Raw genomic sequence first — 25,080 nt, forward strand, 5'->3', positions numbered from 1 at the left:
GTCGAGCAGGTGCGAAAGCAGGTCCAAGTGATCCGGTGGTTGAATGTGGAATTGCCATCGCTCAACGGACAAAAGGTACGCTAGGGATAACAGGCTGATCGAGTCCAAGAGCTCATATCGACGACTCGGTTTGGCACCTCGATGTCGGCTCATCACATCCTGGGGCTGTAGTCGGTCCCAAGGGTATGGCTGTTCGCCATTTAAAGTGGTACGTGAGCTGGGTTTAAAACGTCGTGAGACAGTTTGGTCCCTATCTGCAGTGGGCGTTGGAAGTTTGAAGGGGGCTGCTCCTAGTACGAGAGGACCGGAGTGGACGAACCTCTGGTGTACCGGTTATGACGCCAGTCGTATCGCCGGGTAGCTAAGTTCGGAAGAGATAACCGCTGAAAGCATCTAAGCGGGAAACTTGCCTTAAGATGAGACTTCCCTGGGACTTCGAGTCCCCTGAAGGGTCGTTCAAGACCAGGACGTTGATAGGTCAGGTGTGGAAGCGCAGTAATGCGTTAAGCTAACTGATACTAATTGCCCGTGAGGCTTGATCCTATAACCCAAGATGCCTGGATGGCAGGGTTTGCGGTTTGATACGTCATTCAACCCATATTGGTTACTTCTTCTGAGGCTGGTTGTGCGGAGCACAACGAGCCAACTACATGAGCTGTTGAGACTACAGCAGCTCTACCAGTTATGCTTGGCGGCCATAGCGCCTTGGACCCACGCCTTCCCATCTCGAACAGGACCGTGAAACGAGGCCGCGCCGATGATAGTGCGGACTACCCGTGTGAAAGTAGGTCACCGCCAGGCTCCCCTTAAAACACCTCGATCAGCAATGATCGGGGTGTTTTGCTTTGTACGGCGCTACCCGCCGTACCCAGCATCAGCCGCTGCGGCGGCACCCTTGCCGTCGGGTTGACGCTCTAGTCCGGAACGGCGAATCTCCCACCTTCGCAAATGCAGGTACTCCCATGAAGATCACCCAGAATTCCGCCGTTACCCTGAGCATGAAGGTCACCGACGCCCAAGGCCTGGTCTACGACGATGGCAAGCACCCGGTCGCCTATCTGCATGGCGATTACGACAATCTTTTCCCAAAGCTGGAAGCCGCCCTGGAAGGCCAGGAGGCGGGTTTTCAGACCGTGCTGGAGCTGGCGACCGAAGACACATTCGGTGAGCGTGACGAAGCCCTGGTCACCACCATGCCCAAGGCGGACTTTCCTGCCGGTATCAAGGTCGGTGGACAGATCCAACGTGTAGGTCCGGAGGGAGAGCCGCGCTACTACTTCGTGACCAAGATCAAAGGCCCGACCGTGCTCCTGGACGGTAACCACCCGCTGTGCGGCAAGACGCTGCGCTTTGCCCTCAAGGTGCTGGCTGTGCGTGAAGCTACCGCCGAAGAAATCGCCCACCAGCATGTGCATGGCGAGCACGGCCACCACCACTAAGCTTGTCGGGCTCCCGGCCTGATCCGGTTTGCACCCGACTGGGCGGCATCGACGCCTAGTCACCTCGGGGTGATAATTGTGCCAGCAACACGCTGGCTCGATCATCACCCCCAGGATGAGGTGTGCGATGGATATACATGGTACGGACAAGGTTTTCGCGGGCTCCATCCCAGAGCTTTACGACACCTACCTGGTTCCCTTGCTCTTCGAGCCGTATGCCGCTGACCTTGCCGCGCGTGCTGTCTCTTTGGCGCCCAGGCGGGTGCTGGAGATTGCCGCTGGTACCGGGGTGCTGACCCGATCCCTGGCCCGTAGCTTGCCTGAGAGCAGCGCCATCATGGCGACCGATCTCAATCAGCCCATGCTGGACCGCGCCGCAGCTGTAGGCACCGCCAGGCCGCTGAGCTGGCGGCAGGTGGATGCCCAGCAACTGCCTTTCGACGATGCGAGCTTTGATCTGGTGGTCTGCCAGTTCGGCGTCATGTTCTTCCCCGATAAAGCAGGCGCCTATGCCGAGGCCCGCCGCGTGCTGGCACCGGGCGGCACGCTGCTGTTCAATGTCTGGGACCGGATCGAGGAAAACGCCTTTGCGCACACGGTCACCCAGGCGCTGGCCGAGCTGTTTCCTGAGAATCCGCCCTCCTTCTTCCGTCGCACACCGCATGGTTACCACGAACGGGAACGCGTGCTCGCCGATCTGAGCTTGGGCGGCTTCAGCAAGCCTGCAGCCAGCACTACGCTGACGGTGCAAAGCCGTGCCAGCAGTGCCGATACAGTTGCCATGGCCTACTGCCAGGGTACGCCGATGCGCGGCGAGCTGGAGGCGCTGGGGCCCGATGCGCTGGCGCGTGCCACGCTGGCCTGTACGGGCGCCCTGGCTGAAAGGTTTGGTGCCGGACCCTTGACCGGGCAGATACAGGCCCTGGTATTCAGCGTCCAGGCCTGAACATCGGTTGCCGGACTGGTGGAGGCCGGGTCACTGTTTTCCGCTATGGTGCGATGCGGTGGGGCGAGACTATGCTGTAGGCGCTAAGGAGGATAACCACCGTGTTTGGAATCACCGATCTTGGATTGTTTGTCGCCGGTACCATCGCCATTGTGCTGTTACCCGGCCCCAACTCGCTCTATGTGCTGACCGTGGCTGCCCGCAATGGTATCCGCGCCGGCTATGCGGGTGCCTTGGGCGTGTTCTTTGGTGATACCACGCTGATGCTGCTGACCGCCCTGGGGGCTGCCTCCGTACTGCATGCCTATCCCTTGCTGTTTGCCGGCGTACGTCTGATTGGTGCGGCCTATCTCGGTTATCTCGGTATCCGGCTGTTGCTGGCTGCCTGGCGCGCCGTACGTGAAGTCAGGGATGGTGGTGCCGCCGAAGCGGTGCGGCGAGTGGCCGATACTGCCTTGGTTGCTGAGCACAGTGCCGTCGCCATCGGCCGTAAGGCTTATGTGATCAGCCTGCTCAACCCCAAGGCCATCCTGTTCTTTCTCTCCTTCTTCGTGCAGTTCGTCGATACCAGTTACCCTCACCCGGCGCTGACCTTTCTGGCCTTGGGTACCATTGTCCAGATGATCAGCCTGCTTTACCTCAGTGCCATCGTATTCGGCGGCGCCAGGCTGGCCCAGGCCTTTGCCGGTCGCAAGCGGCTGTCGGCCTTTCTCAACAGCACGGTGGGGCTGTTGTTTATCGCCTTCGGCGTCAAGCTGGCCAGCTGAGCGCCGCCTCGTAGGCTAGCCAGCCCACCCTTGCGGTGGGCTTTTTCTTGCGGTGTTGAACATAGCGCCGCGCTGTATCGGCGCACGCTGCGTCGTATTCCTCCTTATCTGCAGACTGTCTCAAAGCAGCGCAGCTTGTCGAACTGCTTGCCCATAGTGTGGGCTGGCGCAGTCCAACATAAGGAGGAGAGCATGACATCGCAGGTATCTGCAGGCGTACGGGCGAGGTATTTGGCTGGCGATGGCGCAGTTGCTGCACCGTGGGCGGGCAAACTGCTCAGGGTTTCGGCCTGGCTTTGGTTCGTGGCGGTGGTGGTGGGGCAGCTGTTCTTTGTCAGTTACCTGCTGGCCTTCTACGGTCGGCATGCCCTGGCCGGGCAGCTGACAGCCTGGAACAAGGTGGTGCCACATGCTTATCGACCGGGCGATCTGGTGGGTAACACCGCCATGGCGGTACATGTCACCTTGGCGGCGCTGGTAATTGCAGGTGGCCTGTTGCAACTGTTGCCCTGGTTGCGCCAGCGCCTGCCTGCCGTCCATCGCTGGAATGGCCGGCTCTACATGGTGGGTGCGCTGCTGGCGGCCGGCGCCGGGCTCTATATGGTCTGGTTCCGAGGTGCGGTGGGAGATCTGAGCCAGCATCTGGGGCTGAGCCTGAATGCGCTGCTGATCTTTGCCTTCGTCGCACTGGCCTGGAAGGCTGCCAGCCAACGCCACCTCGACGCGCATAGGCGTTGGGCACTGCGGCTCTTTATGGTCGTCAGCGGGGTGTGGTTCTTCCGCGTGGGCTTGATGTTCTGGATCATGCTCAATCACGGCCCGGCGGGTTTCGATCCGGACAGCTTTACCGGTCCCTTTTTGACCATACTGGTCTTTGCCGACTACCTCTTGCCGCTGCTGGTATTGGAACTCTATTTCCTGGCCCAGCGACGGGCATCGACCTGGCTGCGGTTGGGTACGGCAGGTCTTCTGACCGGGCTTAGCCTGGCCATGGCTGGCGGCGCAGCGGTCGCCGCCGTGGGCATGTGGCTGCCACGCATGGCCGGCTAAGTGGCGTAGTGGCAACAAAAAGCCCAGGCATTGGCCTGGGCTTTTCACGGCAGGGGCTCACCGGTATTTGCGTACTAGCCCGACCATCACGCCGAAGATCTCCAAGGTACCCTGCGGGCGTATCACCGGGTAGGCCGGGTTGGCTGGCAGCAGGACAAACTTGCCTCCCTCCTTACCCAAGGTCTTGAGGGTGAATTCATCGTCGACAATGGCGACCACGATATCGCCCAGATTGGCGATGGCACGCCGTTCCACCACGGCCAGGTCGCCGGAGTGGATACCGGCGTCGATCATGGAATCACCCTTCACCGGGATCAGATGGGTGTGCGACGGCCGGTTGATCAGGTACTGGTCGATGGCAAAGGCATCGGTACCGACGTCGCGCGCTGCCACCGGCATGCCGGCCGGTACCGGTTCGCTGGACAAAGTGCGCTCGAAGAAGCGGTCAGCCGGCACCCAATCGCCGTCCGAGCTGCGGTTCAGAAAGCCTTGCAGTTGCAGCCGCGTCAGCAGCTTGGAGACGGCAGACTTGCTGGCGAAGCCGAACAGGCTCATCAGGCGGGCATAGGAGGGCAGGCAGCGCTCGTCCGCGTAGTAGTCCTGCAGGCGCGCCAGATATTCCAGGTCGCGTTCGAATTCGCTCATGGGTTTCCCGGGGGAGAACGTTTGTTCTCTTACTTTAGTGAACGTACGTTCTCTTGGCAAGTGTGGCGTGGCTGCATGCCGCATCAAACGGCAAACGGTCAGCATGTGCTATACCGAAGTGACTCCCCAATATCAGAACAAAACTTGAAGTGCATTCCCGGCGCGAACTTTTGCCCGCGTACTGTTCCAAATCCTGTGTCGCCTTGGACATGTCTGAACGAGAGGGATCGCTATGGATATCTTCGCCAACTTCAGCAGTCGTTACGATCGTACCCGTGAGGAGGAGATGAGCCTCCGCGAGTACCTCGACCTGTGCAAGCGCGAGCCCGGCGCGTATGCCACGGCCGCTGAGCGCATGCTGATGGCGATCGGTGAGCCGGTGATGCAGGACACCCGCAATGACTCGCGGCTGTCGCGGGTCTTTGCCAACAAGGTGATCCGCATCTACCCGGCCTTCAAGGAGTTCTACGGCATGGAGGAGGTGATCGAGCAGGTGGTCGCCTACTTCCGCCACGCCGCCCAAGGCCTGGAGGAGAAGAAGCAGATCCTCTATCTGCTGGGCCCGGTCGGTGGCGGTAAATCCTCGATCGCAGAAAAGCTCAAGGAGCTGATGGAGAAGGTGCCGTTCTACTGCATCAAAGGCAGTCCGGTGAACGAGTCACCGCTGGGTCTCTTCAACGATGGCGAAGACGGCCCCATCCTCGAAGAACAGTACGGCATTCCGCGCCGCTACCTCAAGTGCATCCCCAGCCCTTGGGCGGTGAAGCGGCTGCAGGAATTCAATGGCGACATCGACCAGTTCCGTGTGGTGCGCCGCTACCCCTCGGTGCTCAAGCAGGTGGCCGTGGCCAAGACCGAGCCGGGCGACGAGAACAACCAGGACATCAGCTCGCTGACCGGCAAGGTCGATATCCGCAAGCTGGAAAAGTACGCCCAGGACGACCCGGACGCTTACAGCTATTCCGGCGGTTTATGCCTCGCCAACCAGGGGCTGCTCGAGTTCGTTGAGATGTTCAAGGCGCCGATCAAGGTGCTGCACCCCTTGCTGACCGCCACCCAGGAGGGCAACTTCAAGGGTACCGAGGGCTTTGGCGCCATCCCCTTTGACGGCATCGTGCTGGCGCACTCCAATGAATCTGAATGGAAGCAGTTCAAGAACAACAAGAACAACGAGGCCTTCCTCGACCGGATCTACATCGTCAAGGTGCCGTACTGCCTGCGCGTCAGCGAAGAGGTCAAGATCTACGAGAAGCTGGTGCGCAATTCCTCGCTCAACAGCGCGCCTTGCGCGCCGGGCACGCTCAAGATGATGTCGCAGTTCTCCATCCTCTCCCGCCTCAAGGACCCGGAGAATTCCAGCATCTATTCCAAGATGCAGGTCTATGACGGGGAGAACCTCAAGGATACCGACCCCAAGGCCAAGTCCATCCAGGAGTACCGCGACTTTGCCGGGGTGGACGAAGGCATGGACGGGCTCTCGACCCGCTGGGCCTTCAAGATCCTGTCCAAGGTCTTCAACTTCGACCATTCCGAAGTGGCGGCCAACCCGGTGCACCTGCTCTATGTGCTGGAACAGCAGGTAGAGCGCGAGCAGTTTGCGCCCGAGACCGAGCAGAAGTACCTGGCCTACATCAAGGAATACCTGGCCGGCCGCTATGTGGAATTCATCGGCAAGGAGATCCAGACCGCCTACCTCGAGAGCTATTCGGAGTATGGCCAGAACATCTTCGACCGTTACGTCAGCTTTGCCGACTTCTGGATACAGGACCAGGAATACCGCGATCCGGACACTGGCGAGAGCTTCGATCGCAATGCCCTCAACAACGAGCTGGAGAAGATCGAAAAGCCTGCCGGCATCAGCAACCCCAAGGACTTCCGCAACGAGATCGTGAACTTTGTGCTGCGGGCGCGGGCCAACAACGGTGGCAAGAACCCAACCTGGACCAGCTACGAGAAGCTGCGCTCGGTGATCGAGAAAAAGATGTTCTCCAATACCGAGGAGCTGCTGCCGGTGATCTCCTTCAATGCCAAGGCGAGCAACGAAGACGCCAAGAAGCACGAGGACTTCGTCAACCGCATGGTGGCCAAGGGCTACACCGCCAAGCAGGTGCGTCTGCTCTGCGATTGGTACCTGCGGGTGAGGAAGTCGTCCTGAGTAAGGCGTGTTGAGGCCGCCGGGCCAGCCTGGCTCGGCGACGGCGCACGGCTTACACGAGGTTCAACATGGCGCACCTGATAGATCGACGTCTCAACGGCAAGAACAAGTCCGCAATCAACCGCGAGCGCTTTTTGCGCCGCTTCAAGGGCCAGATCAAGGAAGCGGTGACCCGGGCGGTCAAGGGCCGTTCCATCACCGATATCGACAGCGGCGAGAAGGTCTCCATCCCGGTCAAGGATGTCTCCGAGCCGGTCTTCGGCCACGCCCGTGGCGGGGTCTGGGAGACGGTGCACCCCGGCAACAAGGAATACCTGCAGGGGGACAGGGTAGACCGGCCGGAAGAGGGCGGTGGCGGCGGCGGTGGCGGCAAGGCCTCGGAAGACGGCGAGGGCGAGGACGACTTTGTCTTTGAGCTCAGCCGCGAGGAGTTCCTCAACTTCTTCTTCGAGGACCTGGAGCTACCCAACCTGGTCAAGACCCAGCTGACTGCGATCGAGGCCTTCAAGCATGTGCGGGCCGGCTACAGTACCGACGGTACGCCGTCGAACATCGACGTGGTGCGCTCGCTCAAAGGCGCGCTGGGCCGTCGCATTGCCCTGACCGCCGGGCCGATGGCCCGCCTCAACGAGGCGCGCGAGGAGCTTGATGAACTCCTGGAGCGCTGTGACGAGGACGATCCGGCGGTGATCGCCCTGCGCGAGGAGATCCACTCGCTCAAGACCCGCATCATCGGCATCCCTTTTATCGACCCCTTCGACCTGCGCTACAGCAACCGGGTCAAGCAGCCACGGCCGCACACCCAGGCGGTCATGTTCTGCGTCATGGACGTGTCGGGCTCCATGGACGAGCAGAAGAAGGATACCGCCAAGCGCTTCTTTATCCTGCTCTACCTGTTCCTGACCCGCGCCTACGAGAAGATCGAAGTGGTCTTCGTGCGCCACCACACCCAGGCGCAGGAAGTGAACGAGCATGATTTCTTCCACGCCCGCGATACCGGCGGCACCGTGGTCAGCTCGGCGCTCAAGCTGGTGGAGCAGATCATTGGCGAGCGTTACCCCACCAATGATTGGAACATCTACGTTGCCCAGGCCAGCGACGGCGACAACTGGGACAGCGACTCGGCGGTCTGCAAGGACATCCTGCTCGGCGGCATTCTGCCGTTGGTGCAGTACTACGCCTATATCGAGATCACGGAGGGTGAACCGCAGAACCTGTGGATGGAATACGAAAGGGTGGCCGAGGCCTGCCCGCAGTTCGCAATGCGCAAGATCCAGACGCCGGCAGATATCTATCCGGTCTTCCGCGACCTGTTCAAGAAGAATGCGGCCCACGTATGACGAACATCATGGTCACGCCCAGCAGTGCAAAGCGCAAGCGCGCCCGCAAGCCCAAGGGACCGCTTTCCACCGGCTCGGAATGGACCTTCGAGCTGATCGACGAGTACTACCGCGAGATCGAACGTATCGCCGGTGATTTTGAACTCGATACCTACCCCAACCAGCTCGAGATCATTACTGCCGAGCAGATGATGGATGCCTACGCTTCGGTCGGTATGCCGGTCATGTACCACCACTGGAGCTACGGCAAGCACTTCCTCAGTACCGAAAAGGGCTACAAGCGCGGCCAGATGGGCCTCGCCTACGAGATTGTCATCAATTCCAACCCCTGCATCGCCTACCTGATGGAGGAGAACTCCATCACCATGCAGGCCCTGGTGATCGCCCATGCCGCCTTCGGCCACAACAGTTTCTTCAAGGGCAACTACCTGTTCCGTGCCTGGACCGACGCCAGCGCCATCATCGACTACCTGGTCTTTGCCCGGCAGTACATCCGCCAGTGCGAGGAGCGGCACGGTGTGGATGCGGTCGAGGAGCTGCTGGACAGCTGCCACGCATTGATGAACTACGGTGTGGACCGCTACAAGCGGCCACCCAAGCTCTCGGCGGCCGACGAGCAGGCACGCCTCGCGGAGCGGGCCGAGTACCTGCAAAGCCAGGTCAATGACCTCTGGCGTACCTTGCCACGCCGCAATGAGGAGATCGAACCGGAAATGGTCCGCCGCTTTCCGGCTGAGCCGCAGGAGAACCTGCTGTACTTTATCGAGAAGTTCGCGCCGCTATTGGAGCCCTGGCAGCGCGAGGTGGTGCGCATCGTGCGCAAGGTGGCGCAGTACTTCTACCCACAGCGGCAGACCCAGGTCATGAACGAAGGCTGGGCCACCTTCTGGCACTACAGCATCATGAACCGACTCTATGACGAAGGCCTGATCAGTGACGGCGCCATCATGGAGTTCCTGCACTCGCACACCAATGTGGTCTACCAGCCGCCGGTCACCAGCCGCTGGTATTCCGGCATCAATCCCTATGCGCTGGGGTTTGCCATGTATACCGACATCAAGCGCATCTGCGAGCACCCCACGGAGGAAGACTACCGCTGGTTCCCTGATCTGGCTGGCACCGAATGGCGGCCGGCGCTGGAGTTCGCCATGAAGAACTTCAAAGACGAGAGCTTTATTGCCCAGTACCTCTCGCCCAAGCTGATCCGTGACTTCCGCTTCTTTGCCGTGCGCGACGATGACCATGAAGCCCAGCTGGAGATCAGCGCCATCCATAACGAGGACGGCTACCGCGATATACGCCGCCGCTTGGCTGAGCAGTACAACCTGGGTAACCGCGAGCCCAATATCCAGGTCTGGGAGGTCAATACCCGCGGTGACCGTTCGCTCACCCTGCGCCACGTGCAACACAACCGCCGGCCACTGGGTAATTCGGTACACGAGGTGCTCAAGCACATTGCCCGGCTATGGGGTTTCTCGGTCAAGCTGGAGAGCTGTGATCCGGAGGGGAGGGTGATCCTGACCTATGACTGCAAGTTGGAGAAGCGGCATGGCGGGTGAACTGAACACAGATCAGCTGCGTGTAGATTGGTAGCTTTACCTCAGCACCCGGCATAGCCGGGTGTTTACCTGCAGTTGTTGTTCACGCGCGCTTGGCTTTATCGCTGCCACTCCCCCGCCCTCGCCGCCGCGAGGGAGCCTCGCTACGCTCGGGGCATCGCGCTCCGCACTCAGGTTGTAGGTTCTCTGATCTCAGTGCGGTAGACGTGCTGGCCGGTGGCCGTTACGGCACATTTAGCGTCGTATCAGCCGAGCGACAGCCTCGGCAGCCAGTCGCGCAGGCGTCGTGCGTAGTGGGGCGTTTGTTGACCGGCTGGGATCTGGATGCTGAAGCGGGCGTCGCTCATGGCCTGGATGAGGAGGTCTTCGTCCATGGCGAGCTGGTAGTCTTGGCCGGCGTTGAGCAGGATGTCGGCGCCGGCGGCGGTGAACCAGATCACGCCTTGGGCCACGCGGATAGTGCTGCCGGCCGGGGCGGGGCAGGTGTGAACGGTGTTGCTGCTGAGGGCTAGGGTTTGCATGACAGTGCTCCGGCGGGTGACGGTGCCTAGACTACGCGTCGCCGCCTAGCTTGCTCAGACCCAGACTGTCACTGTTTCCAACGTAACAGTGCCGGTACAGCCGCAACTGTCACGGTACATTTTGGGGCTAACTGTTTCTTGGCGCCTGGCCGCGCGCGGCGCAAGATCGTTGTCCAATCCCCTCGGAAGGCCTGCCATGCGTCAAGATCGCTCTGCCACGCTGTATGTCGCGTTAGCCGACGAGATTGCCGCCCAGATTGCCGCCGGCACCCTGTTGCCCGGCGAGCGCCTGCCTAGCCTGCGTGAGCTACGTGACCGTCGCGGGGTCAGCCTTTCCACCGTGACCGAGGCTTTTCGTCTTTTGGAGGACAAGGGTCTGGTTGAGGCTCGGCCGCAGTCGGGCTTCTTTGTCCGCCGCAAGCTGGTCGCGCCACCGCCGCCGTCGCGCCCCTCCAGCGAGCCGGCCGCGGTGACGGTGAACCGGCGGCTATGGGACTACCTGCAGCTCACGCGTGGCCGCCAGCATGGCTTCTGTTATGCGGTCATGGCGCCGGAGTGCTTTCCCAATACCCAGCTGCAGAAGTTGATGAACGAGGCCTTGCGGCATTCGCCCACGTTGCTCTCCGAGTATGGTGGTACGCGCGGGCTGGAGGTGCTGCGCCGCCAGGTGGCCCGCCATGCCATGGAGTGGGGCGGCCGGCTCAGCGCCGACGATGTGCAGATCACGGCCGGCGGCATTGAGGCGCTCAACCTTGCCCTGCGCGCCACTACCCAGCCGGGGGACGTGGTGGCGGTGGAGTCGCCGACCTATTTCGGCCTCTTGCAGCTGTTCGAATCCATGGGCCTCAAGGCGTTGGAGATCCCCACCGACCCGGTACATGGCATCTCGGTGGCGGCCCTGGAGCTGGCCAGCCGCGACGGCGGCATTGCGGCCTGCGTGCTGATGCCGAACTTCAGCAACCCTACCGGCAGCCTGATGAGTGACGAGGCCAAGCAGCAGGTGGTGAAGCTGCTGGCTGAGCGCAATGTGCCCTTGATCGAAGACGATATCTACGGCGAGTTCTACCAGGGCCGGGAGCGGCCACGCCCGGCCAAGGCCTTCGACGAGACCGGCAACGTGCTCTATGTGGCCAGCTATACCAAGCTGGTGGCCCCCGGCATGCGGGTGGGCTGGATAGCGCCTGGTCGGTACCGTTCGCGGGTGGAGATACTCAAGTACATCAACACCTTCTCGACGCCAGCCATCACCCAGGCCACGCTGGCGCGCTTTTTGGAGAGTGGTGGTTACGATCACCATATGCGCCGCCTGCGCCGGCTCTGTGCCGAGCAGCTGGAGCGTATGAACGAAGGCCTGGCCCGCTACTTCCCGGAGGGTACCCGTTGGGCCCGCCCGCAAGGTGGCTATCTGTGCTGGGTGGAGCTGCCAGCGGGGGCTGACAGTACTGCCATCCTGCAGAGCTCGATCGAGGAAGACATCAGCTTCGCGCCGGGGCCGCTATTCTCGGCCCGCAATGCCTACCGTAACTATCTGCGCCTGTGCTGTGGCGAGCCCTGGTCGCCACAAGTCGAGGCTCGCCTCAAGCGTTTGGGCGAGATTGCCCGGCGACAGCTCGACGCCGGTAGCAAACCGGCGCGGCAGAGTGATGAACACAGCCTGTTCGAGCTGGGCTAGACGGTAAAGTCGGCAGCTGCGCTAGACTGGCGACATGAGCGCAAACCCTGACCAGGGCGTCCGCTACGACGCCCGCCACGCCGCCGTCTACGACCGCAAGATCCGCCAGCTCATTCCTGGCTACGAAACCCTGCACGAGCTATCCGAGTTCCTGCTTGCGACGCTGTTGCCGCCCGATGCGCGCATTCTGGTGGCCGGCAGCGGTAGTGGCGAGGAATTGCTGCGCTATGCCCGCCGTGGTCCAGGCTGGTCGCTGGTCGGCGTGGAGCCCAGTACCGACATGAACCAGCTCGCTGCTGCCAAGCTGGAGGAGGCCGGTATCACTGAACGGGTGAGCTTGCTGCAAGGCAAGCCGGGCGAGGTGGTGCTGGGTGAGGGCTACAACGCTGTGACCTCGCTGCTGGTCATGCACTTCCTGCCTGACGATGGCGCCAAGGCGGCCTACCTCAAGGCCCTGGCGACAGCATTGCGCCCCGGTGGCTGGCTGCTACTGGCCGACCTGGGCGGCGAGCGCGGCGAGACGGGTTTCGAACGCTTGTTTGCCACCTGGCGTGCACAGCAGGATGCGAGTCGGGATAGGCCCGAGCAGGTGGCGCTGGACTTCACCCATCTGGGTACCAATGTGCATCCGCTTGCTGAGGCGCGGCGTGCGAGCTTGCTGGCTGAGGCAGGACTGGAGCTGGTGCAGGAATACTGGCGGGCGCTGGGCCTTGCTGCAGTACTGCTCCGTAGGTGCGAATAGGAACTGGCGGACAGGGATGGGACGGAAAAAAGGACCGGCCCGGGGGCCGATCCTAAAGACAGGTTGCTAGCGGGCTTCGCAACCTCCAGGGAGAGGTGCCGGGGGATCGCCCCGGCGTAACTTACTTGCTGCCCTTGAGCAGCAGATGGCTGTTGACGCTCTTCACGCCGTCAACGCCGGCAGCGAGGCGCAGGGCCTGCTCGCTGGCTTCGGGCTTGTCGACGGTGCCGGTCAGCGTGACCACGCCTTGCTCGGTGCTCACCTTCACATCAAAGGCCGAGACGGTTTTGTCGGCGACCAGGGCGGCTTTTACCTTGGCGGTGATGGTGGTGTCGTCCACGAACTGGCCGGCGGTCGCTGCCGGGCCTGACTTGCTCTCGGCTTGTTCAGCGGCGATAGCGGGGGCGGCGATCATCAGGGCGGCCAAGAGGCTGGGGATCAGTTGACGGGTTTGCATAGTCGGTCCTTTCGGTTGTTGGAAAGGCAACGCACTGCGGCGTTACATCCGATCTATGGCAAGCACCATGCCAGCCTGAAAAAGTATCGACAAATCAGCGAATTAGCAGCGAATGTGGTGCTGGGGTGAGATAGGGTGGCCGGGAGAGGTTGCCATTCCGTCGCCTGTTGGCGACAGAATGGCAGGGGTGGCCGGCTAACTACCTGAAAGCTTAGCGGCTGGCGCTGTCGCTATTCGGCGACAGGTGGGTGGCTACGAAATTGCGCCGGATTGAGTTCGTGCTTCTGCAAGAGCCGGTAAAACTCGGTCCGGTTGCGCTCCGCGAGCCTGGCGGCATCCGCCACATTGCCGTCGGTGAGCTTGAGCAGGCGCACCAGGTAGTCGAATTCAAAGCGCTGTTTGGCCTCGTTGTAGCTCAGCACCTCCACGGCGGCGGCACGCAGTGCACGTTGTACCAACGAGAGCGGGATCAGCGAGGAGGTGGCCAGGGCCGAGACCTGCTCCACCACGTTGTAGAGCTGCCGTACATTGCCCGGCCAAGGGGCGGTGGCGAGCGCTTCCAGCGCATCCGGCGCGAAGCCATTGAGCGGCTTCTGGTACTTGTCCGAGAGCTTGGCCAGGAAATGGTTGGCCAGGAGTGGCACGTCCTCCCGCCGCTCCGCCAGGGTGGGCAGGTAGAGGCTGACCACGTTCAAGCGGTAGTAAAGGTCCTCGCGAAACAGGCCCTCCGAGAGGGCGCTTTCCAGGTCGCGGTGGGTGGCCGAGAGCAGGCGCACATCGATGGGTATGGCCTGGCTCGCCCCCACCGGTCGTACCGAGCGTTCCTGCAGTACCCGCAGCAGCTTGACCTGCAGCGGCAGGGGCATATCGCCGATCTCGTCGAGAAAGAGCGTGCCGCCGTCGGCCGCCTGGAATAGGCCACGGTGATTGTTGACCGCGCCGGTGAAGGCGCCCTTCACATGGCCGAACAGTTCCGATTCCAGCAGGGCTTCGGGTATGGCCCCGCAGTTTACCGCCACAAAGGGCTTGTCCGCTCTATGGCTGGCGCGGTGTATGGCCTGCGCCAGCAGCTCCTTGCCGCTGCCACTGTCACCGCGTATCAGCACGCTGGCATCGGTCCTCGCCACCAGCCGCGCTTCGGCCAGTACCTCGGCCATGCGGCTTGAACGGCTCACGATCTGTGATCGCCAGCCGTTGTCGCCACCGGCTTTGTTGCCTATGGGGGCCGCCAAGGCCAGGGCCTGGGCGATCTTGTCCAGCAAGAGCTTGCCGTCGAAAGGCTTGGTCAGGTAACCGAATACGCCGCGCGCGGTCGCTTCCACGGCATCGGGTATGGTGCCGTGCGCGGTCAGCAGGATGACCGGCAGGCTGGGGTGGCGGGCATGGATCTCGCCAAACAGGGCCAAGCCGTCGCGATCTGGCAGGCGTACGTCGCTGAGCACCAGCTGAGGTGGTTCGATGGCGAGCCGCGCCAGCGCTGCTTCGGCACTGGCCACGGCACTGACGCGGTAACCCGCGGCGGTCAGCCGCATGGAGAGGAGTTTGAGCAGGTCGGGGTCGTCGTCGACGAGCAGGATGTGGGCACTCATGGCTTGCTTCCGTTGGCCGGTGGCGTGGGGCGGCTGGTCAGGCTGCGCTCAATGGCTTTCAGCGCTTCCAGCTTTTCGGTCAGCTGGTCCAGCTTCTTCTGCTGTTCCTTTTGCTGCTCGCGCTGGGCTTCGCGCTGCTGCTGGGCCTGCCGGTCCAGCTGCTCTTCAAGCTTGCGCTGCTCTGTCAGCATCCCCAGCAGCAGTCGTGCCAGCGACTGGAAGGGCTGGGCCTCCGGCCGGGTATCGCGGTTGACGTTGTCGAGCAGCCCCATGGCCCGCCCCAGGTCGCCGCTGGCACGTTGCTGCAGCAACAGCAGGGCCTGCTCCATCGTGGTGGCGGGGCCCGCCGGGGCCTCGGCCAGCCGGCTGGCTTCGCGACCCAGCTCGGCCGAGCTCATCTGCTTGAGCTTGTCCTGGTAGCTGAGCACGCCCCGCAGCGCGAGGCTGGCGGCATCCACCTCGCGCACCGGGATGCGGATCTCGCGCGGCGGCTGGGGCGGTTGCGGCATGGCGCAGGCGCCCAGCAGGGCTGTGCCAAGTAGCAGGGGCAGGTATCTAATGTTCATGGGGCAATTCGATCACAAAGCAGGTGCCAGGTTCATTGTCGGTCAGCAGGATCTGACCGCCGTGGGCCTCGACATATTCCTGCACGATGGAGAGACCAATGCCGCTGCCACGGCGCGCGCCAGCCGGCTGGCGCTCGCCTTGGTAGAAGGGTTCGAAGATGCGCTGCCTATCCGCAGGCGCGACGCCCGGCCCTTGGTCCGAGACGGCGATCTGCAGCCAGCCGGGTCGGCTACCAACAGTCAGCAGCACTTCGCCGCCTGGTGGGCTGAAGCGGATGGCGTTGGATAGCAGGTTGCCCAGCGCAACCGCCAATTTTTCAGGGTCCACGTTGGCCAGCAGCGCTTCGCCGGCGGCCTTGAGCTTGAGTCCCTTGGCCTGCCACTGCAGCCGCTGACCGTTCACCACGTCCACCAGCAGGGCGTGCAAGGAGGTCGGCTTGCGGTTGAGCTGGCGGGCCTCGAAACCGGCAGCGTGGTAGCGCAGCAGGTCCTCGATCTGCCCCTGCAGTGCAACCACATTCTGCGCCAGAATCTGGGCAATTTCGGTCTGCTGCGAGGTCAGGCTGCCGGCCACGCCATCCTCCAGCAGGGCCACGCCCTCGCGCAGCGCCGCCAGCGGGGTTTTGAGCTCGTGCGAGATATGTCGCAGAAAGCGCGCCTTGTCGGCGTCCAGCTCCTGCAGGCGTAGGCGCAACCAATCGAGCCGCTGGCCCAAGAGACGCAAGTCGGCCGGCCCGCGTACCGCAATAGGCTGGCCAAGCTTGTTCTCACCCAGGCCGATGATGGCGTCCTCCAGCTGCCTCAGCGGCCGGGCCAGCCAGAGGCCGAATACCAGCGCCAGGCTGACCGCCAGCATCAGCGCCACCAGCAATTGACCGCTGAGTTGCAGCCGGCCTGCCTCCAGGCCATCCAGCAGGGCGGTGTTGCGCTGCTCGATGCGGCCACGTACCTGATCGGCCAACTGCTCGTTGAGCCCAGCAAGGGCACTGAAATCGGCTGCCAGCACGAGCTCGCTATCGTGACCTTCAGGGGCTGCCAGTTGTGCGGCAATGCTGGTCTCGTGCTTGCGCCAGCCCTGCAAGGCGGGGCTGCCGGGCAGGCCTTGTGCCAATCGCGCCAGGGCCGCCTTGGCGTCCCGGCTGGCCTCCTGGTAGCGCTGCAGCAAGGCTGCATCCTCCAGTACCAGGTATTGCCGCGCCGCCCGCTCCATGGTCACGCTGCGCTCGGCCAGCAGCTGCGCATCGGCGCTCAGTTGCACGGCGTGGGCGGCGCTGCTGCGACTCTGCGTTACCAGGCTCTCCAGCGTCATCAGCGCGCGCAAGGAGGCCGCGCCCAGAAGGCCGGCCACCAGCAGGAAGGCAAGCAAAAGCAGCTGACGGAAGGAAGGACGCAGCAGACCGGGCATCATGGCTGCCGATAATGCCTCGCTTTTCCTCGCCTGGTAACCCTGCTCGCATCGCGCGGCTTGTCGCCGCCAGGCGTCACATCTGCTTGAAGAGATGCAGGTAGGCGCGGCTCACCACCAACTGTTCAGGGTGGGCCTTCAGTTTGAGCAGGGTACGGCCGCGGAAGTCGCGCACCGTACCGGCGATATGCCGCACGGCCACGATGGTGCCGCGGTGTATCTGCCAGAAGCGGGCTGGGTCGAGGCCGTCCAGCAGTTCCTTGAGCGGGGTACGGATCAATGACTCCCCCTCGCTCGTGAACACGCTCACATATTTGTCGCGCGCCTCGAAGTAGATCACCTCGTCCACCGCGATCAGCCGGGTCTCGTTGCCATGGGCAGCCCGTATCCATTCCAGCCGGCTGGCTACGGACGGCTGTTGGCCCAAGAGTTCGGCGAGTTTGCCCAGTAGGTCGGGCGAGGGGGCGGGTTTGATGGGTTCCGGTTCGTGGAGCTGGCGCTTGAGTTTGTCCAGGGTGCGCTGCAGGCGTTCCAGACTGGGCGGCTTGAGCAGGTAGTCCACCGCCTCGCGCTCGAATGCCTCGACCGCGTACTGGTCGTAAGCGGTCACGAACACGATGCGCGGCACGATGTCGCTGTCCATCAGCCGGTTTGCCACGTCCAGTCCGGTCAGGCCGGGCATCTGGATATCCAGGAAGGCGATGTCCGGTGCCAGCTCATCGATCAGCCGCAGGGCGTCCACGCCGTTATGGGCTAACGCCACGACCTTGAGCTCGGGCCACAGTTCGGCAAGCTGGCTCTTCAGGTAGTCGGCCAGGGCGATTTCATCGTCGGCGATCAGGGCAGTGGTCATGGCGCTCGCAAGGGTGAAAGTGGCAGGCGCAGCGTGACGCGCACGCCGCAGGGTTGATTGTCGGTGATGATCAGCGCGCCGGCTTGGCCATAGAGTGTCTTGAGCCGTTCGCGCAAGTTGGAGAGGCCCACGCCACCACCGGGTCGCGGCTTGGCACCTGGTACGAAGCCTTGGCCGGTATCGCTTACCGTTAGCTGCAATTCGGCGCCATGGCGTACGGCCTCGACGCGGATCTCACCGCCCTTGATCTTGGGTTCCAAACCATGCTTGACGGCGTTCTCCACCACGGGTTGCAACAACATGGGCGGCAGGGGCAGGGCGGCCAGGGTGGGGTCACACTCCACCTTGTATTGCAGCCGCTCACCCATGCGCACGGTCATCAGGTCCAGATAGGCGCGCAGGGTCGCCATCTCCTGCCCCAGCGTGGTGTGATCTTCCCGGCTGGCAGCCAGCGAGGCGCGCAGATAGTCGATCAAGCGCTCCAGCAGCAGGCGGGCCTTGTCCGGTGCCGGGCCGATCAGGCCGACGGCATTGGCCAGGGTGTTGTAGAGAAAATGCGGCTCGATCTGCGCCTGCAGCATGCGCAGCTGTGCCTCCAGCGCCCGTCGCTCAGCATCAAGCGCACGCTGGGTCTCGTTGGCGAGGGCGACCTCGGCCCGTGCCTGCCGGTCGCGGATCACGAACAAGGAGAACAGCACGCCCGAAATGCCCAGCGCAAAGAGCGCGACATAGCGTGCGCCCTCGGCGCTGAACACGTAATCGCGTGCTTTGGGGAAGTCGAGGATGGAAAAACCGATCGCGTAACCCAGGAACACCCCCAAGGTGGGGATGAGCATGAAGTAGAGAGCCCGTTGCCAGCCGCCGGCGGTCTTGAGCCAACGCTTGAGGAGGCGGCTGGACAGATCAAACAGCCCGTGGATGGTGTAGCCGATGATCTGGGTCAGGAACAGATTGGTCCAGAGATTGCGCCCGCTGACGTGCCCGCCGGTAATCACCAGCGAGATACAGAGGAAGAACAGGAAGATGCCGGTGTTCCAGATGAAGGTGTAGATGATGTCCCGCAGCCAGCTATAGGGCCAACGGCGGAAGTAGGGGAACAGTTCCAGCGGGTGCCATTGGTCTTCCTTCCGGCAGTGGCTGGATTGGGTGTCCTCGGCGGCGGTGCTCAGACTGGCATGGTTGGACTCGGTGCTCATGATCGTATTATTCCGGTGTGTAGGGTAGCGCGGCTACCGCTCTGGCGTCTGGGCTCGGCGGCGCAGGGTTTCTTGTTGTCGCCAGGCCTCACCCGCCTGGCGAGTGAGGGCGTAGGCGGCGCCCAGCAGGGGCCACAGGGACCAACTGGGCCACCCGTTCTGGACAATGTCCAGCCACAACAAGAAGCCGCACAGCAGGGTGTAGCCCAGCGCGGCGGCCCGGAGCCACAGGCGGCCGGTAACGATGCGCTCGGCCAGCGCTCGCAGCGACGCGGGCTCCGGGTTCGTCATGCTGCTCTGGCCGGTAGGAAGTTGCCGTGAAAGCCCAGCGGTGCGGCATAGGGCAGCCAAGCCTGCGCCTGCGGGCCGGCGCTCAGGTGCTGTGCGTCGAACACGCTCAGCACGGTCCTCTGGCGCTTGGTGTCGAAGGCCGGGCCGAGTAGCCAGTGGCCCTTGCCATTAGCACGCCGCACCGGCACATGCTCCTCGACGATATAGTCGGAACCGTAGTGATAGGCATCGACCTTCCCGCTATCGAGCGAGACCCGCGCGACGCCAGTGAGGCCAAAATCGTCATCAGTCTGGCCGGTCAGCATATAGACCTCCCTATGCCGCCGGCCGACCACCTCCGGCACCACCCGGGGGAATTCGGTCGCCGCGAGCAGTGTCTCCTGCCGGTAGCTGCCCTGGCGCAGATCCAGGCTCACCAGTTGAGCGCGGGCGTCGCGGCTGTGGGTCTTCACTTCACCGCGCATGCGTTCACGCATCTCCTCGAGTATGCCGGCGTCGGGGAAGAAGGTCGCATCGAGTCGTATGGTGTCGCCGTCGTCGTAGGCGTTGCCGAAGTGAAACATCATCGCGGCGGGCATCTCGATCACCTGCTTGAGGTTGAAGTCGGCCTTGCTCACGATCACCGCACGCATGGGACGATGCGGTTCCCAGATGTGCTGGTCGAGGAAAGAGGCGCCAGCACGGTGTTCCATCCGGAAGGGCGGTACCAGAAAGACCATATGCCGCTCGGTCACCACAAAGTCATGCACCATCGCGAGCTGCGGCACCTTGATCATGCCAAAACGACCCAGGCTGCCGTCTGGCTTGATCTGCCACAGCACCAGCTTGTCGGTGCCAGGCAAGGCGCCGAAATTCCACAGCGTGCCATCCGGCTCGATCTTGGGGTGAGCCGAGAAGGGCAGCGCTGCGAGGTCCGGGCGCCAGCTGCGGGTGCCCAGTGTTGCCAGGGTCTGTGGATCGAGCTCGGTGGCTGAACCACCTTCCCACAGCGCGTACAGATGACCGGCATGCGGCACGGCATTGGTGTTGGCGGTATTGACGCTGTCGTTGTTACCTACCGGCCGGCGTGCAATGGCGGTACCGAAGGCCGGGTAGAGCAGCTGGCCAGCCTCGCTCTCTGCCTGATATTTGGCGGTGCGCACAAAGCGGCCCAGATGGCGTACCCGGCCATCGTTTACACGCCAGGCGTGTACCATGCCGTCGCCGTCAAACCAGTGCTCGTAACGCTCGCCAGCGCGCTCGAAGCGGGCAGGGCCGTTGCGATAGAACACCCCGGCCAGCTCGCGTGGCCAGCGGCCGCTCACGGCGGCTTCGGCACTGAGCATTTCACTTTCCACGCCGGCCAGCGAGGCCAGCCGAGGATGGTTGGCGAGGCCGGCGTGAAAGTTGCGGTAGTTGTCGGCAGGGTTGGCCAACACTCGGCCGGGCAGGCTGCAGAGGGCGCTGCCGAGCAGGGTGCGGAGCAGGAAGTCGCGGCGATCCATCTTATTTCTCCCCACGCTGACGGATGGCGTCCATCTCGCGCGCTACCATGCGCTCATACAGCGCATTGCTGCGACCCCAGGCCTTGATGCCTTGCGAGAACAGGGCCAGGCCCAGGCCGATGGCCGGCCAGAAGGCCCAGGTGATGCGGCCGGTAGTCCACCAGTCAATGGCGAACAGAAACGCACACAGCAGGGCGTAGCTCGCTGCGCTGCACAGAAACTTCAGTTTGGCGCCGGCGACCCGTTCGGCACGAGTACGCAAGGTTTCTTCTTGGTTGTCGGTTCCGTACATGTTTCTCTCTCTCGATAGACTGGTGGTGGATCGGCCAGGGCCTGTTGATGGTCTGAACAGGCGTTTAGCGCAGCGTCACGCTGATGCTGCTACCCTCGGCCGGTACGCTGATGCGGGCCTGCTCGAAGCTGGGCGGGCCGTAGCTGCCGGCAGCATCGCGGGAGAAGCCGTAGGGCTCGATGGGCATGCCTATCGGGTTGCTGTCGAGCTTCATATTGTCGTTGCTGTCCTGGTAGACCGAGACCGCGTAGTCGCCGGCGGGCAGGTCGTGCAGGGTGGCACTGACGGTGCCCGGCTCAGCCTTGACGCGGGCAAAGAAGGCTGGCTGCTTGAGGAAGGTATCGGCACGGTTGTAGGCGCCGACCAGCACATGGCCGTCATTGCTCTTGAGGTTGGAGACCGAGACGGTCAGGTCGGCGGCTTGGGTGGCGCCGGCGGCCAGCGCCAGCATTGCGAACAGCAGGGTGGACTTCATGGTGGGCTCCTCAAATATCGCGGATTGCGATGGAGCCCATCATGGCGAGGCGTGTTGACAGGTGCCGCTGCTTGCGACGAATCGACTCCACTACGGCGCCAATTGCACGCGCCTTGCGCCAATGGCGGGCGCGCGGCGCCAAATGCAGCACGCAGGGGACGAAATGCAGGCGCAGCCAACAACACAAACGCCCGGTCTGGCCGGGCGTTTGTGTTGGGTACTTCAGTGACTCAACGCTTGGTGGGCTTCTTGCGCACGTAAACAGTCTTGGTCACGCGGGCCACCACGGCGCCGGTTTCGTCGGTAATGTCGGCAACGAACTGTGGCAGATATTTCTCGCCACTATCGGTACGCTCGCGGATGGTGGCCAAGGTGGTGTCGTCGATACGAAAGCGAGCAGTGACCACGCCACGCGCCGGGGCGATGAATTCGATCCCGGCAGACTGATCCCAGACGTAGTAGTCACGACCCATCAGCGGCATCAACATCAGCATGTACCAGGGGTCAGTCATGGCAAACAGGCTGCCGCCAAAGTGGGTGCCCACGTAGTTGCGGTTGTACCAGCGCAGTGTCAGCTTGCAGTCCACCTCCTTGTAATCCGTGCTCACATGGGTGGCATGGATGCCGGTGAACAGAAAGGGCGGCCAGAGATTGATCAGGCGGCGGAAGGTGCTGGCTTTCATACGAAGGCGCTCCGATGGACAATGCCCCGAATATTGTCAAGCAAGCGCTTGGTTGTCAATCGGGATTGCTCCACATCGAGCGGACCGTGGACTAGCTTTGCGCCCCAGCATGTATCGTAGGTGTGCAAGCAGAGGCACGGGGCTGGCGCGGTGGGGGATGGGCGGCTATTCGGTGCAGTAACGAGCGTCAGCGAGGTTCCCCGCCGGCGGGCGGGGCGGAGGGGGAGGGAGTAAATCGGGGAAGGGCTGTCGCTTCAGCCCTCACAAATGCCAAGCGCCCGGGTCTCCCGGGCGCCTGCGCTGCATCAGGTGCTTGCACGCCGAAGGCCCTACGCCCGAAATCGTGCAATCTCCTGCCGCATGCTGCTGGCAATATCGGCCAGCTCGCGGGCATGCTGACTGGTGTGTTCGGCCGCCTGGCTGTTGCGCTCCACCATATTGGCGATCTGCTCCACCGCGCTGGCAATCTGGTGGCCGACCTGGTCCTGCTCCTTCAGTGCGGTCGAGATCGACTGCACCTCGTTTTCCACCAGATGGGCGTCACTGGTGATGGTCTGCACCGTCTTGCCGGCGGCCTGGGCGTACTCCACCCCGCTGCTGACCCTTTGCACTGCCTTGCCCATGGTACCGGCGGCATGCTGAGCGGACTGCTGGATGCCGGCGATCTTGCTGCCTATCTCGCTGGTGGCGGCGGTGGTGCGCTCGGCCAGTTTGCGTACCTCGTCGGCCACCACCGCAAAGCCACGCCCTTGCTCACCGGCGCGGGCCGCCTCGATGGCGGCATTGAGCGCCAAAAGATTGGTCTGGTCGGCTACCTCGCGTATCACCTGCACAATGCTGCCTATCTCAGCCGAGCGCTGGTCCAGTTCGCGCATGGCATGGGCGGTCTGTTCGATGCTGCTGGCGATGGCCGACATCTCCTCCACCGTGCTGCCTATCACCTTGCCACCATCCTCGGCATGGTGCTCGGCTTCGACCGAGTGGCTCATCGCCTCGCGTGCGTTGTCGGCCAGGTGGCTGATGCTGGTGGACAGCTGTTCGATGGCGGCGGCCATGCTGCTGGATGCATCGCTCTGCTTGCGCGAGCCTTCCGAGACCTGGTGGGCCGAGGCGGTCAACTCGCGCACCATCTCGATCAGCTTGCCGCTGGTGCTGTCGGCGCTACGAAGCACGCCTTGCACGTTTTCGGCCAGGGCGTTGAAGGCGCGGGCGGTATCTGCCACTTCGTCATTGCCGCGTACCTCTACCCGGCGGGTGAAGTCGAGGTCGCGCTGGATCTCGCGGATGGTGCTGGAGAGCCGCACCAGCTGGCCGGTGATGCTGCGTACCATCCACCACGATAGGGCCAAGGCCAGCACGCTGACCACGATGGCGATGGCCACCAGCCGGTTGCGTCCCTGGGCGTAGTCGGCATGGGCTTCATGGGTCAGGCCATCGGCGGCCTTGGTGTTGTACTCGACCATCTTGTCCACCACCGGGAGGAAGCTGCGGAAGGCCTTGCGGCTGTCGCCACGGAAATAGGCCAGTGCTGCGGCATGATCGCCACCCTGCACGACCTGCACAAATTGGTCGTGGCTTTGCAGATAGGCTGCCAGCTTGGCCTGGTAGTCGGCGTAGAGTGCCTTCTCCCCGGCCTCACGCACGTATTTGCCGTATTCGGCCTCATAGCCCTTGAGCGCTTCCAGGTTCTTGGCGAGGCGGCCTACCGTCTCCTTGATCTCTTCGCCATCTTTGGCGATCAGGAGCTGGGTCTCGCGGTTACGGAAGTCGATGGCTTCGGCGCGGATGGCGCCGGTGTAACGTACACCGGGCAGGGCGTCGTCGGTTACGCCTACCAGGGCACTGTCCAGCGCCGCCAATGAGGCAATGCCCAGGCTGCCCATGGCGACCACGAAGACGACCAGGGCGGCAAAGGCCAGGGCAAGTTTTTGCGAGATGCGCATGGCGGTCTCCGAGGATAGGGGGCTTACTTTCTGTGATGTAGTCAGCCGCTTCACCACATGCAAGGCCATCCGGCGGTTGGAGCCTGTTTACGCTGTCTTCGCATTGGCACCGGGTTGGCAAAGCAGTGCCCAATTTTTTGCATGCCTTGGCAAGTCTCGCAATTGCCTGCGGCACATGCCTCGGGCCGGTCCCTGTACCAGCCCGGCGCAGTGTGAACGGGCGCTAGTCGAAGGCGTAGACGTCCATGCCCAGGCCGCCATTGGTGATGCCGGTGTGCAGACGTTGCGCCTGGGCGGCTTCACCAGCCGCGCCCAGCGGGACATAGAGCGGTAGGTAATGCTCGTCGGTTGGATGCGCGCGCTGTGCTCCAGGCGCCTGCCGGCGATAGTCCATCAGGGCGGCGTGGTCACGCGCCAGCAGCTTCTCGTAGACCCATTGCTGGAAGGCGGGCACATATTCATTTGCCGCTACGCCTTCGGGCACGTCGCGCTCCAGTTCGCGCAGGTTGTGGGTAATGCTGCCCGAGCCGATCACCAGTACACCCTCCTCGCGCAACGAGGCCAGTGCCAAGCCGACGCGCCAATGGTGCTCGGGGCTTTCGCGCGGTTGGACGGCAAGCTGGAAGACCGGTACGTCGGCCGCCGGATACATATTCTTCAGCGGTACCCAGGCGCCGTGGTCCAGGCCTTGGCCGGGATCAACGCCAACCCGGAAACCGGCCTCCGACAGCAGGCCGGCGGCACGTTCCGCCACCAAAGGGGCGCCTGGCGGGGTGTACTGGATCTGGAACAGCGGTTCGGGAAAGCCATAGAAATCATGGATGGTGGCTGGATGCTCCGCCGTACTCACCGCCGGGATGCTGGTCAGCCAGTGTGCCGAGGCCATCACGATGGCCTTGGGGCGTGGCAGGCTGCGTGCGATCTCGGCCCAGGCGCGACCCGTGGTGCCGGCATCGAGTGCCAGCATGGGGGAACCATGGGAGACAAAAAGAGTAGGCAGGCGAGACATG

General features: G+C 63.0%; 24 protein-coding genes and 2 rRNA genes. 11 read left to right on the forward strand and 15 right to left on the reverse strand.

The genetic code is table 11. The annotated features are described in order from the left end of the window. The 6 genes from VIM95_RS06730 to VIM95_RS06755 form a co-directional block, all read left to right on the forward strand. Nucleotides 1-543 (forward strand): 23S ribosomal RNA (locus tag VIM95_RS06730); the annotation flags it as partial. A gap of 144 nt (nucleotides 544-687) precedes the next feature. Beyond that, nucleotides 688-801 (forward strand): 5S ribosomal RNA (gene rrf / locus VIM95_RS06735). Nucleotides 802-962: 161 nt separating this feature from the next. Continuing rightward, nucleotides 963-1,439: a peptidylprolyl isomerase gene (locus VIM95_RS06740; RefSeq protein WP_331984262.1), complete on the forward strand. Its 477-nt coding sequence runs from the start codon at nucleotides 963-965 to the stop codon at nucleotides 1,437-1,439. Between the two features lie 127 nt (nucleotides 1,440-1,566). Continuing rightward, nucleotides 1,567-2,385, forward strand: a complete 819-nt coding sequence (locus tag VIM95_RS06745; protein WP_331984263.1) for a class I SAM-dependent methyltransferase — start codon at nucleotides 1,567-1,569, stop codon at nucleotides 2,383-2,385. Between the two features lie 101 nt (nucleotides 2,386-2,486). Beyond that, entirely contained in the window at nucleotides 2,487-3,152 is a 666-nt protein-coding gene (gene leuE, locus VIM95_RS06750; RefSeq protein ID WP_331984264.1) for a leucine efflux protein LeuE, read from the forward strand. A gap of 192 nt (nucleotides 3,153-3,344) precedes the next feature. Then, nucleotides 3,345-4,202: a DUF2306 domain-containing protein gene (locus VIM95_RS06755; RefSeq protein ID WP_331984265.1), complete on the forward strand. Its 858-nt coding sequence runs from the start codon at nucleotides 3,345-3,347 to the stop codon at nucleotides 4,200-4,202. Between the two features lie 57 nt (nucleotides 4,203-4,259). On the opposite strand, the gene VIM95_RS06760 is transcribed toward VIM95_RS06755, so the two are convergent. After that, nucleotides 4,260-4,847 carry a LexA family transcriptional regulator gene (locus VIM95_RS06760; RefSeq protein ID WP_331984266.1) on the reverse strand — a complete coding sequence of 196 codons (588 nt, stop codon included), beginning with the start codon at nucleotides 4,845-4,847 and terminating at the stop codon, nucleotides 4,260-4,262. A gap of 232 nt (nucleotides 4,848-5,079) precedes the next feature. Here VIM95_RS06760 and VIM95_RS06765 point away from each other — a divergent pair, with 232 nt between their 5' ends. From VIM95_RS06765 to VIM95_RS06775, 3 genes are all read left to right on the forward strand, one after another. After that, nucleotides 5,080-7,002 carry a PrkA family serine protein kinase gene (locus VIM95_RS06765; protein WP_331984267.1) on the forward strand — a complete coding sequence of 641 codons (1,923 nt, stop codon included), beginning with the start codon at nucleotides 5,080-5,082 and terminating at the stop codon, nucleotides 7,000-7,002. 68 nt (nucleotides 7,003-7,070) lie between these two features. Then, nucleotides 7,071-8,342, forward strand: coding sequence for a YeaH/YhbH family protein (locus VIM95_RS06770; RefSeq protein ID WP_331984268.1), 1,272 nt, complete (start codon nucleotides 7,071-7,073; stop codon nucleotides 8,340-8,342). Nucleotides 8,343-8,350: 8 nt separating this feature from the next. Then, entirely contained in the window at nucleotides 8,351-9,901 is a 1,551-nt protein-coding gene (locus VIM95_RS06775; RefSeq protein ID WP_414648489.1) for a SpoVR family protein, read from the forward strand. Between the two features lie 245 nt (nucleotides 9,902-10,146). Here the strand turns inward: VIM95_RS06775 and VIM95_RS06780 are convergent, their stop codons facing one another. After that, nucleotides 10,147-10,422 carry a DUF2917 domain-containing protein gene (locus VIM95_RS06780; RefSeq protein WP_331984270.1) on the reverse strand — a complete coding sequence of 92 codons (276 nt, stop codon included), beginning with the start codon at nucleotides 10,420-10,422 and terminating at the stop codon, nucleotides 10,147-10,149. Nucleotides 10,423-10,618: 196 nt separating this feature from the next. Between VIM95_RS06780 and VIM95_RS06785 the strand changes: the two genes are divergently transcribed. Beyond that, the gene (locus VIM95_RS06785; RefSeq protein WP_331984271.1) at nucleotides 10,619-12,094 is read left to right on the forward strand and encodes a PLP-dependent aminotransferase family protein; all 1,476 of its coding nucleotides are present in this window, start codon (nucleotides 10,619-10,621) and stop codon (nucleotides 12,092-12,094) included. A gap of 34 nt (nucleotides 12,095-12,128) precedes the next feature. After that, nucleotides 12,129-12,836, forward strand: a complete 708-nt coding sequence (locus VIM95_RS06790) for a class I SAM-dependent methyltransferase (protein ID WP_331984272.1) — start codon at nucleotides 12,129-12,131, stop codon at nucleotides 12,834-12,836. 121 nt (nucleotides 12,837-12,957) lie between these two features. Here VIM95_RS06790 and VIM95_RS06795 read toward each other — a convergent pair whose 3' ends face one another. From VIM95_RS06795 to VIM95_RS06855, 13 genes are all read right to left on the reverse strand, one after another. Further along, entirely contained in the window at nucleotides 12,958-13,293 is a 336-nt protein-coding gene (locus VIM95_RS06795) for a BON domain-containing protein (protein ID WP_331984273.1), read from the reverse strand. A gap of 230 nt (nucleotides 13,294-13,523) precedes the next feature. Further along, nucleotides 13,524-14,882 carry a sigma 54-interacting transcriptional regulator gene (locus VIM95_RS06800; RefSeq protein WP_331984274.1) on the reverse strand — a complete coding sequence of 453 codons (1,359 nt, stop codon included), beginning with the start codon at nucleotides 14,880-14,882 and terminating at the stop codon, nucleotides 13,524-13,526. Then, entirely contained in the window at nucleotides 14,879-15,448 is a 570-nt protein-coding gene (locus tag VIM95_RS06805) for a hypothetical protein (protein WP_331984275.1), read from the reverse strand. Before VIM95_RS06805 ends, VIM95_RS06800 begins: the two co-directional genes overlap by 4 nt. Then, entirely contained in the window at nucleotides 15,438-16,856 is a 1,419-nt protein-coding gene (locus VIM95_RS06810) for a HAMP domain-containing sensor histidine kinase (RefSeq protein ID WP_331984276.1), read from the reverse strand. Before VIM95_RS06810 ends, VIM95_RS06805 begins: the two co-directional genes overlap by 11 nt. A gap of 73 nt (nucleotides 16,857-16,929) precedes the next feature. Continuing rightward, complete coding sequence (locus tag VIM95_RS06815) at nucleotides 16,930-17,706, reverse strand: LytTR family DNA-binding domain-containing protein (RefSeq protein ID WP_331984277.1); 777 nt, start codon at nucleotides 17,704-17,706, stop codon at nucleotides 16,930-16,932. Then, a complete protein-coding gene (locus VIM95_RS06820) occupies nucleotides 17,703-18,902 on the reverse strand; it encodes a sensor histidine kinase (RefSeq protein WP_331984278.1) in 1,200 nt (399 codons plus the stop codon). The genes VIM95_RS06815 and VIM95_RS06820 overlap by 4 nt, the downstream gene beginning before the upstream one ends. Nucleotides 18,903-18,935: 33 nt before the next feature. Beyond that, nucleotides 18,936-19,193, reverse strand: a complete 258-nt coding sequence (locus VIM95_RS06825) for a hypothetical protein (protein WP_331984279.1) — start codon at nucleotides 19,191-19,193, stop codon at nucleotides 18,936-18,938. Then, nucleotides 19,190-20,677 carry a carotenoid oxygenase family protein gene (locus VIM95_RS06830; RefSeq protein WP_331984280.1) on the reverse strand — a complete coding sequence of 496 codons (1,488 nt, stop codon included), beginning with the start codon at nucleotides 20,675-20,677 and terminating at the stop codon, nucleotides 19,190-19,192. The genes VIM95_RS06825 and VIM95_RS06830 overlap by 4 nt, the downstream gene beginning before the upstream one ends. Nucleotide 20,678: 1 nt before the next feature. Then, nucleotides 20,679-20,969 (reverse strand): 2TM domain-containing protein, encoded by a 291-nt coding sequence (locus VIM95_RS06835; RefSeq protein ID WP_331984281.1) that lies wholly within the window; start codon nucleotides 20,967-20,969, stop codon nucleotides 20,679-20,681. 64 nt (nucleotides 20,970-21,033) lie between these two features. Beyond that, nucleotides 21,034-21,444 (reverse strand): DUF2141 domain-containing protein, encoded by a 411-nt coding sequence (locus VIM95_RS06840; RefSeq protein ID WP_331984282.1) that lies wholly within the window; start codon nucleotides 21,442-21,444, stop codon nucleotides 21,034-21,036. A gap of 230 nt (nucleotides 21,445-21,674) precedes the next feature. Then, on the reverse strand, nucleotides 21,675-22,127 hold the full coding sequence (locus VIM95_RS06845; RefSeq protein WP_331984283.1) for a DUF4442 domain-containing protein: 453 nt from the start codon (nucleotides 22,125-22,127) through the stop codon (nucleotides 21,675-21,677). 329 nt (nucleotides 22,128-22,456) lie between these two features. Then, complete coding sequence (locus VIM95_RS06850) at nucleotides 22,457-24,070, reverse strand: methyl-accepting chemotaxis protein (protein WP_331984284.1); 1,614 nt, start codon at nucleotides 24,068-24,070, stop codon at nucleotides 22,457-22,459. 223 nt (nucleotides 24,071-24,293) lie between these two features. Further along, nucleotides 24,294-25,079, reverse strand: a complete 786-nt coding sequence (locus VIM95_RS06855; RefSeq protein ID WP_331984285.1) for a class III extradiol ring-cleavage dioxygenase — start codon at nucleotides 25,077-25,079, stop codon at nucleotides 24,294-24,296. Between the last annotated feature and the right edge of the window lies 1 nt (nucleotide 25,080).

Source organism: Chitinimonas sp. (genome assembly GCF_036568685.1).
Lineage (GTDB): Bacteria > Pseudomonadota > Gammaproteobacteria > Burkholderiales > Chitinimonadaceae > Chitinimonas.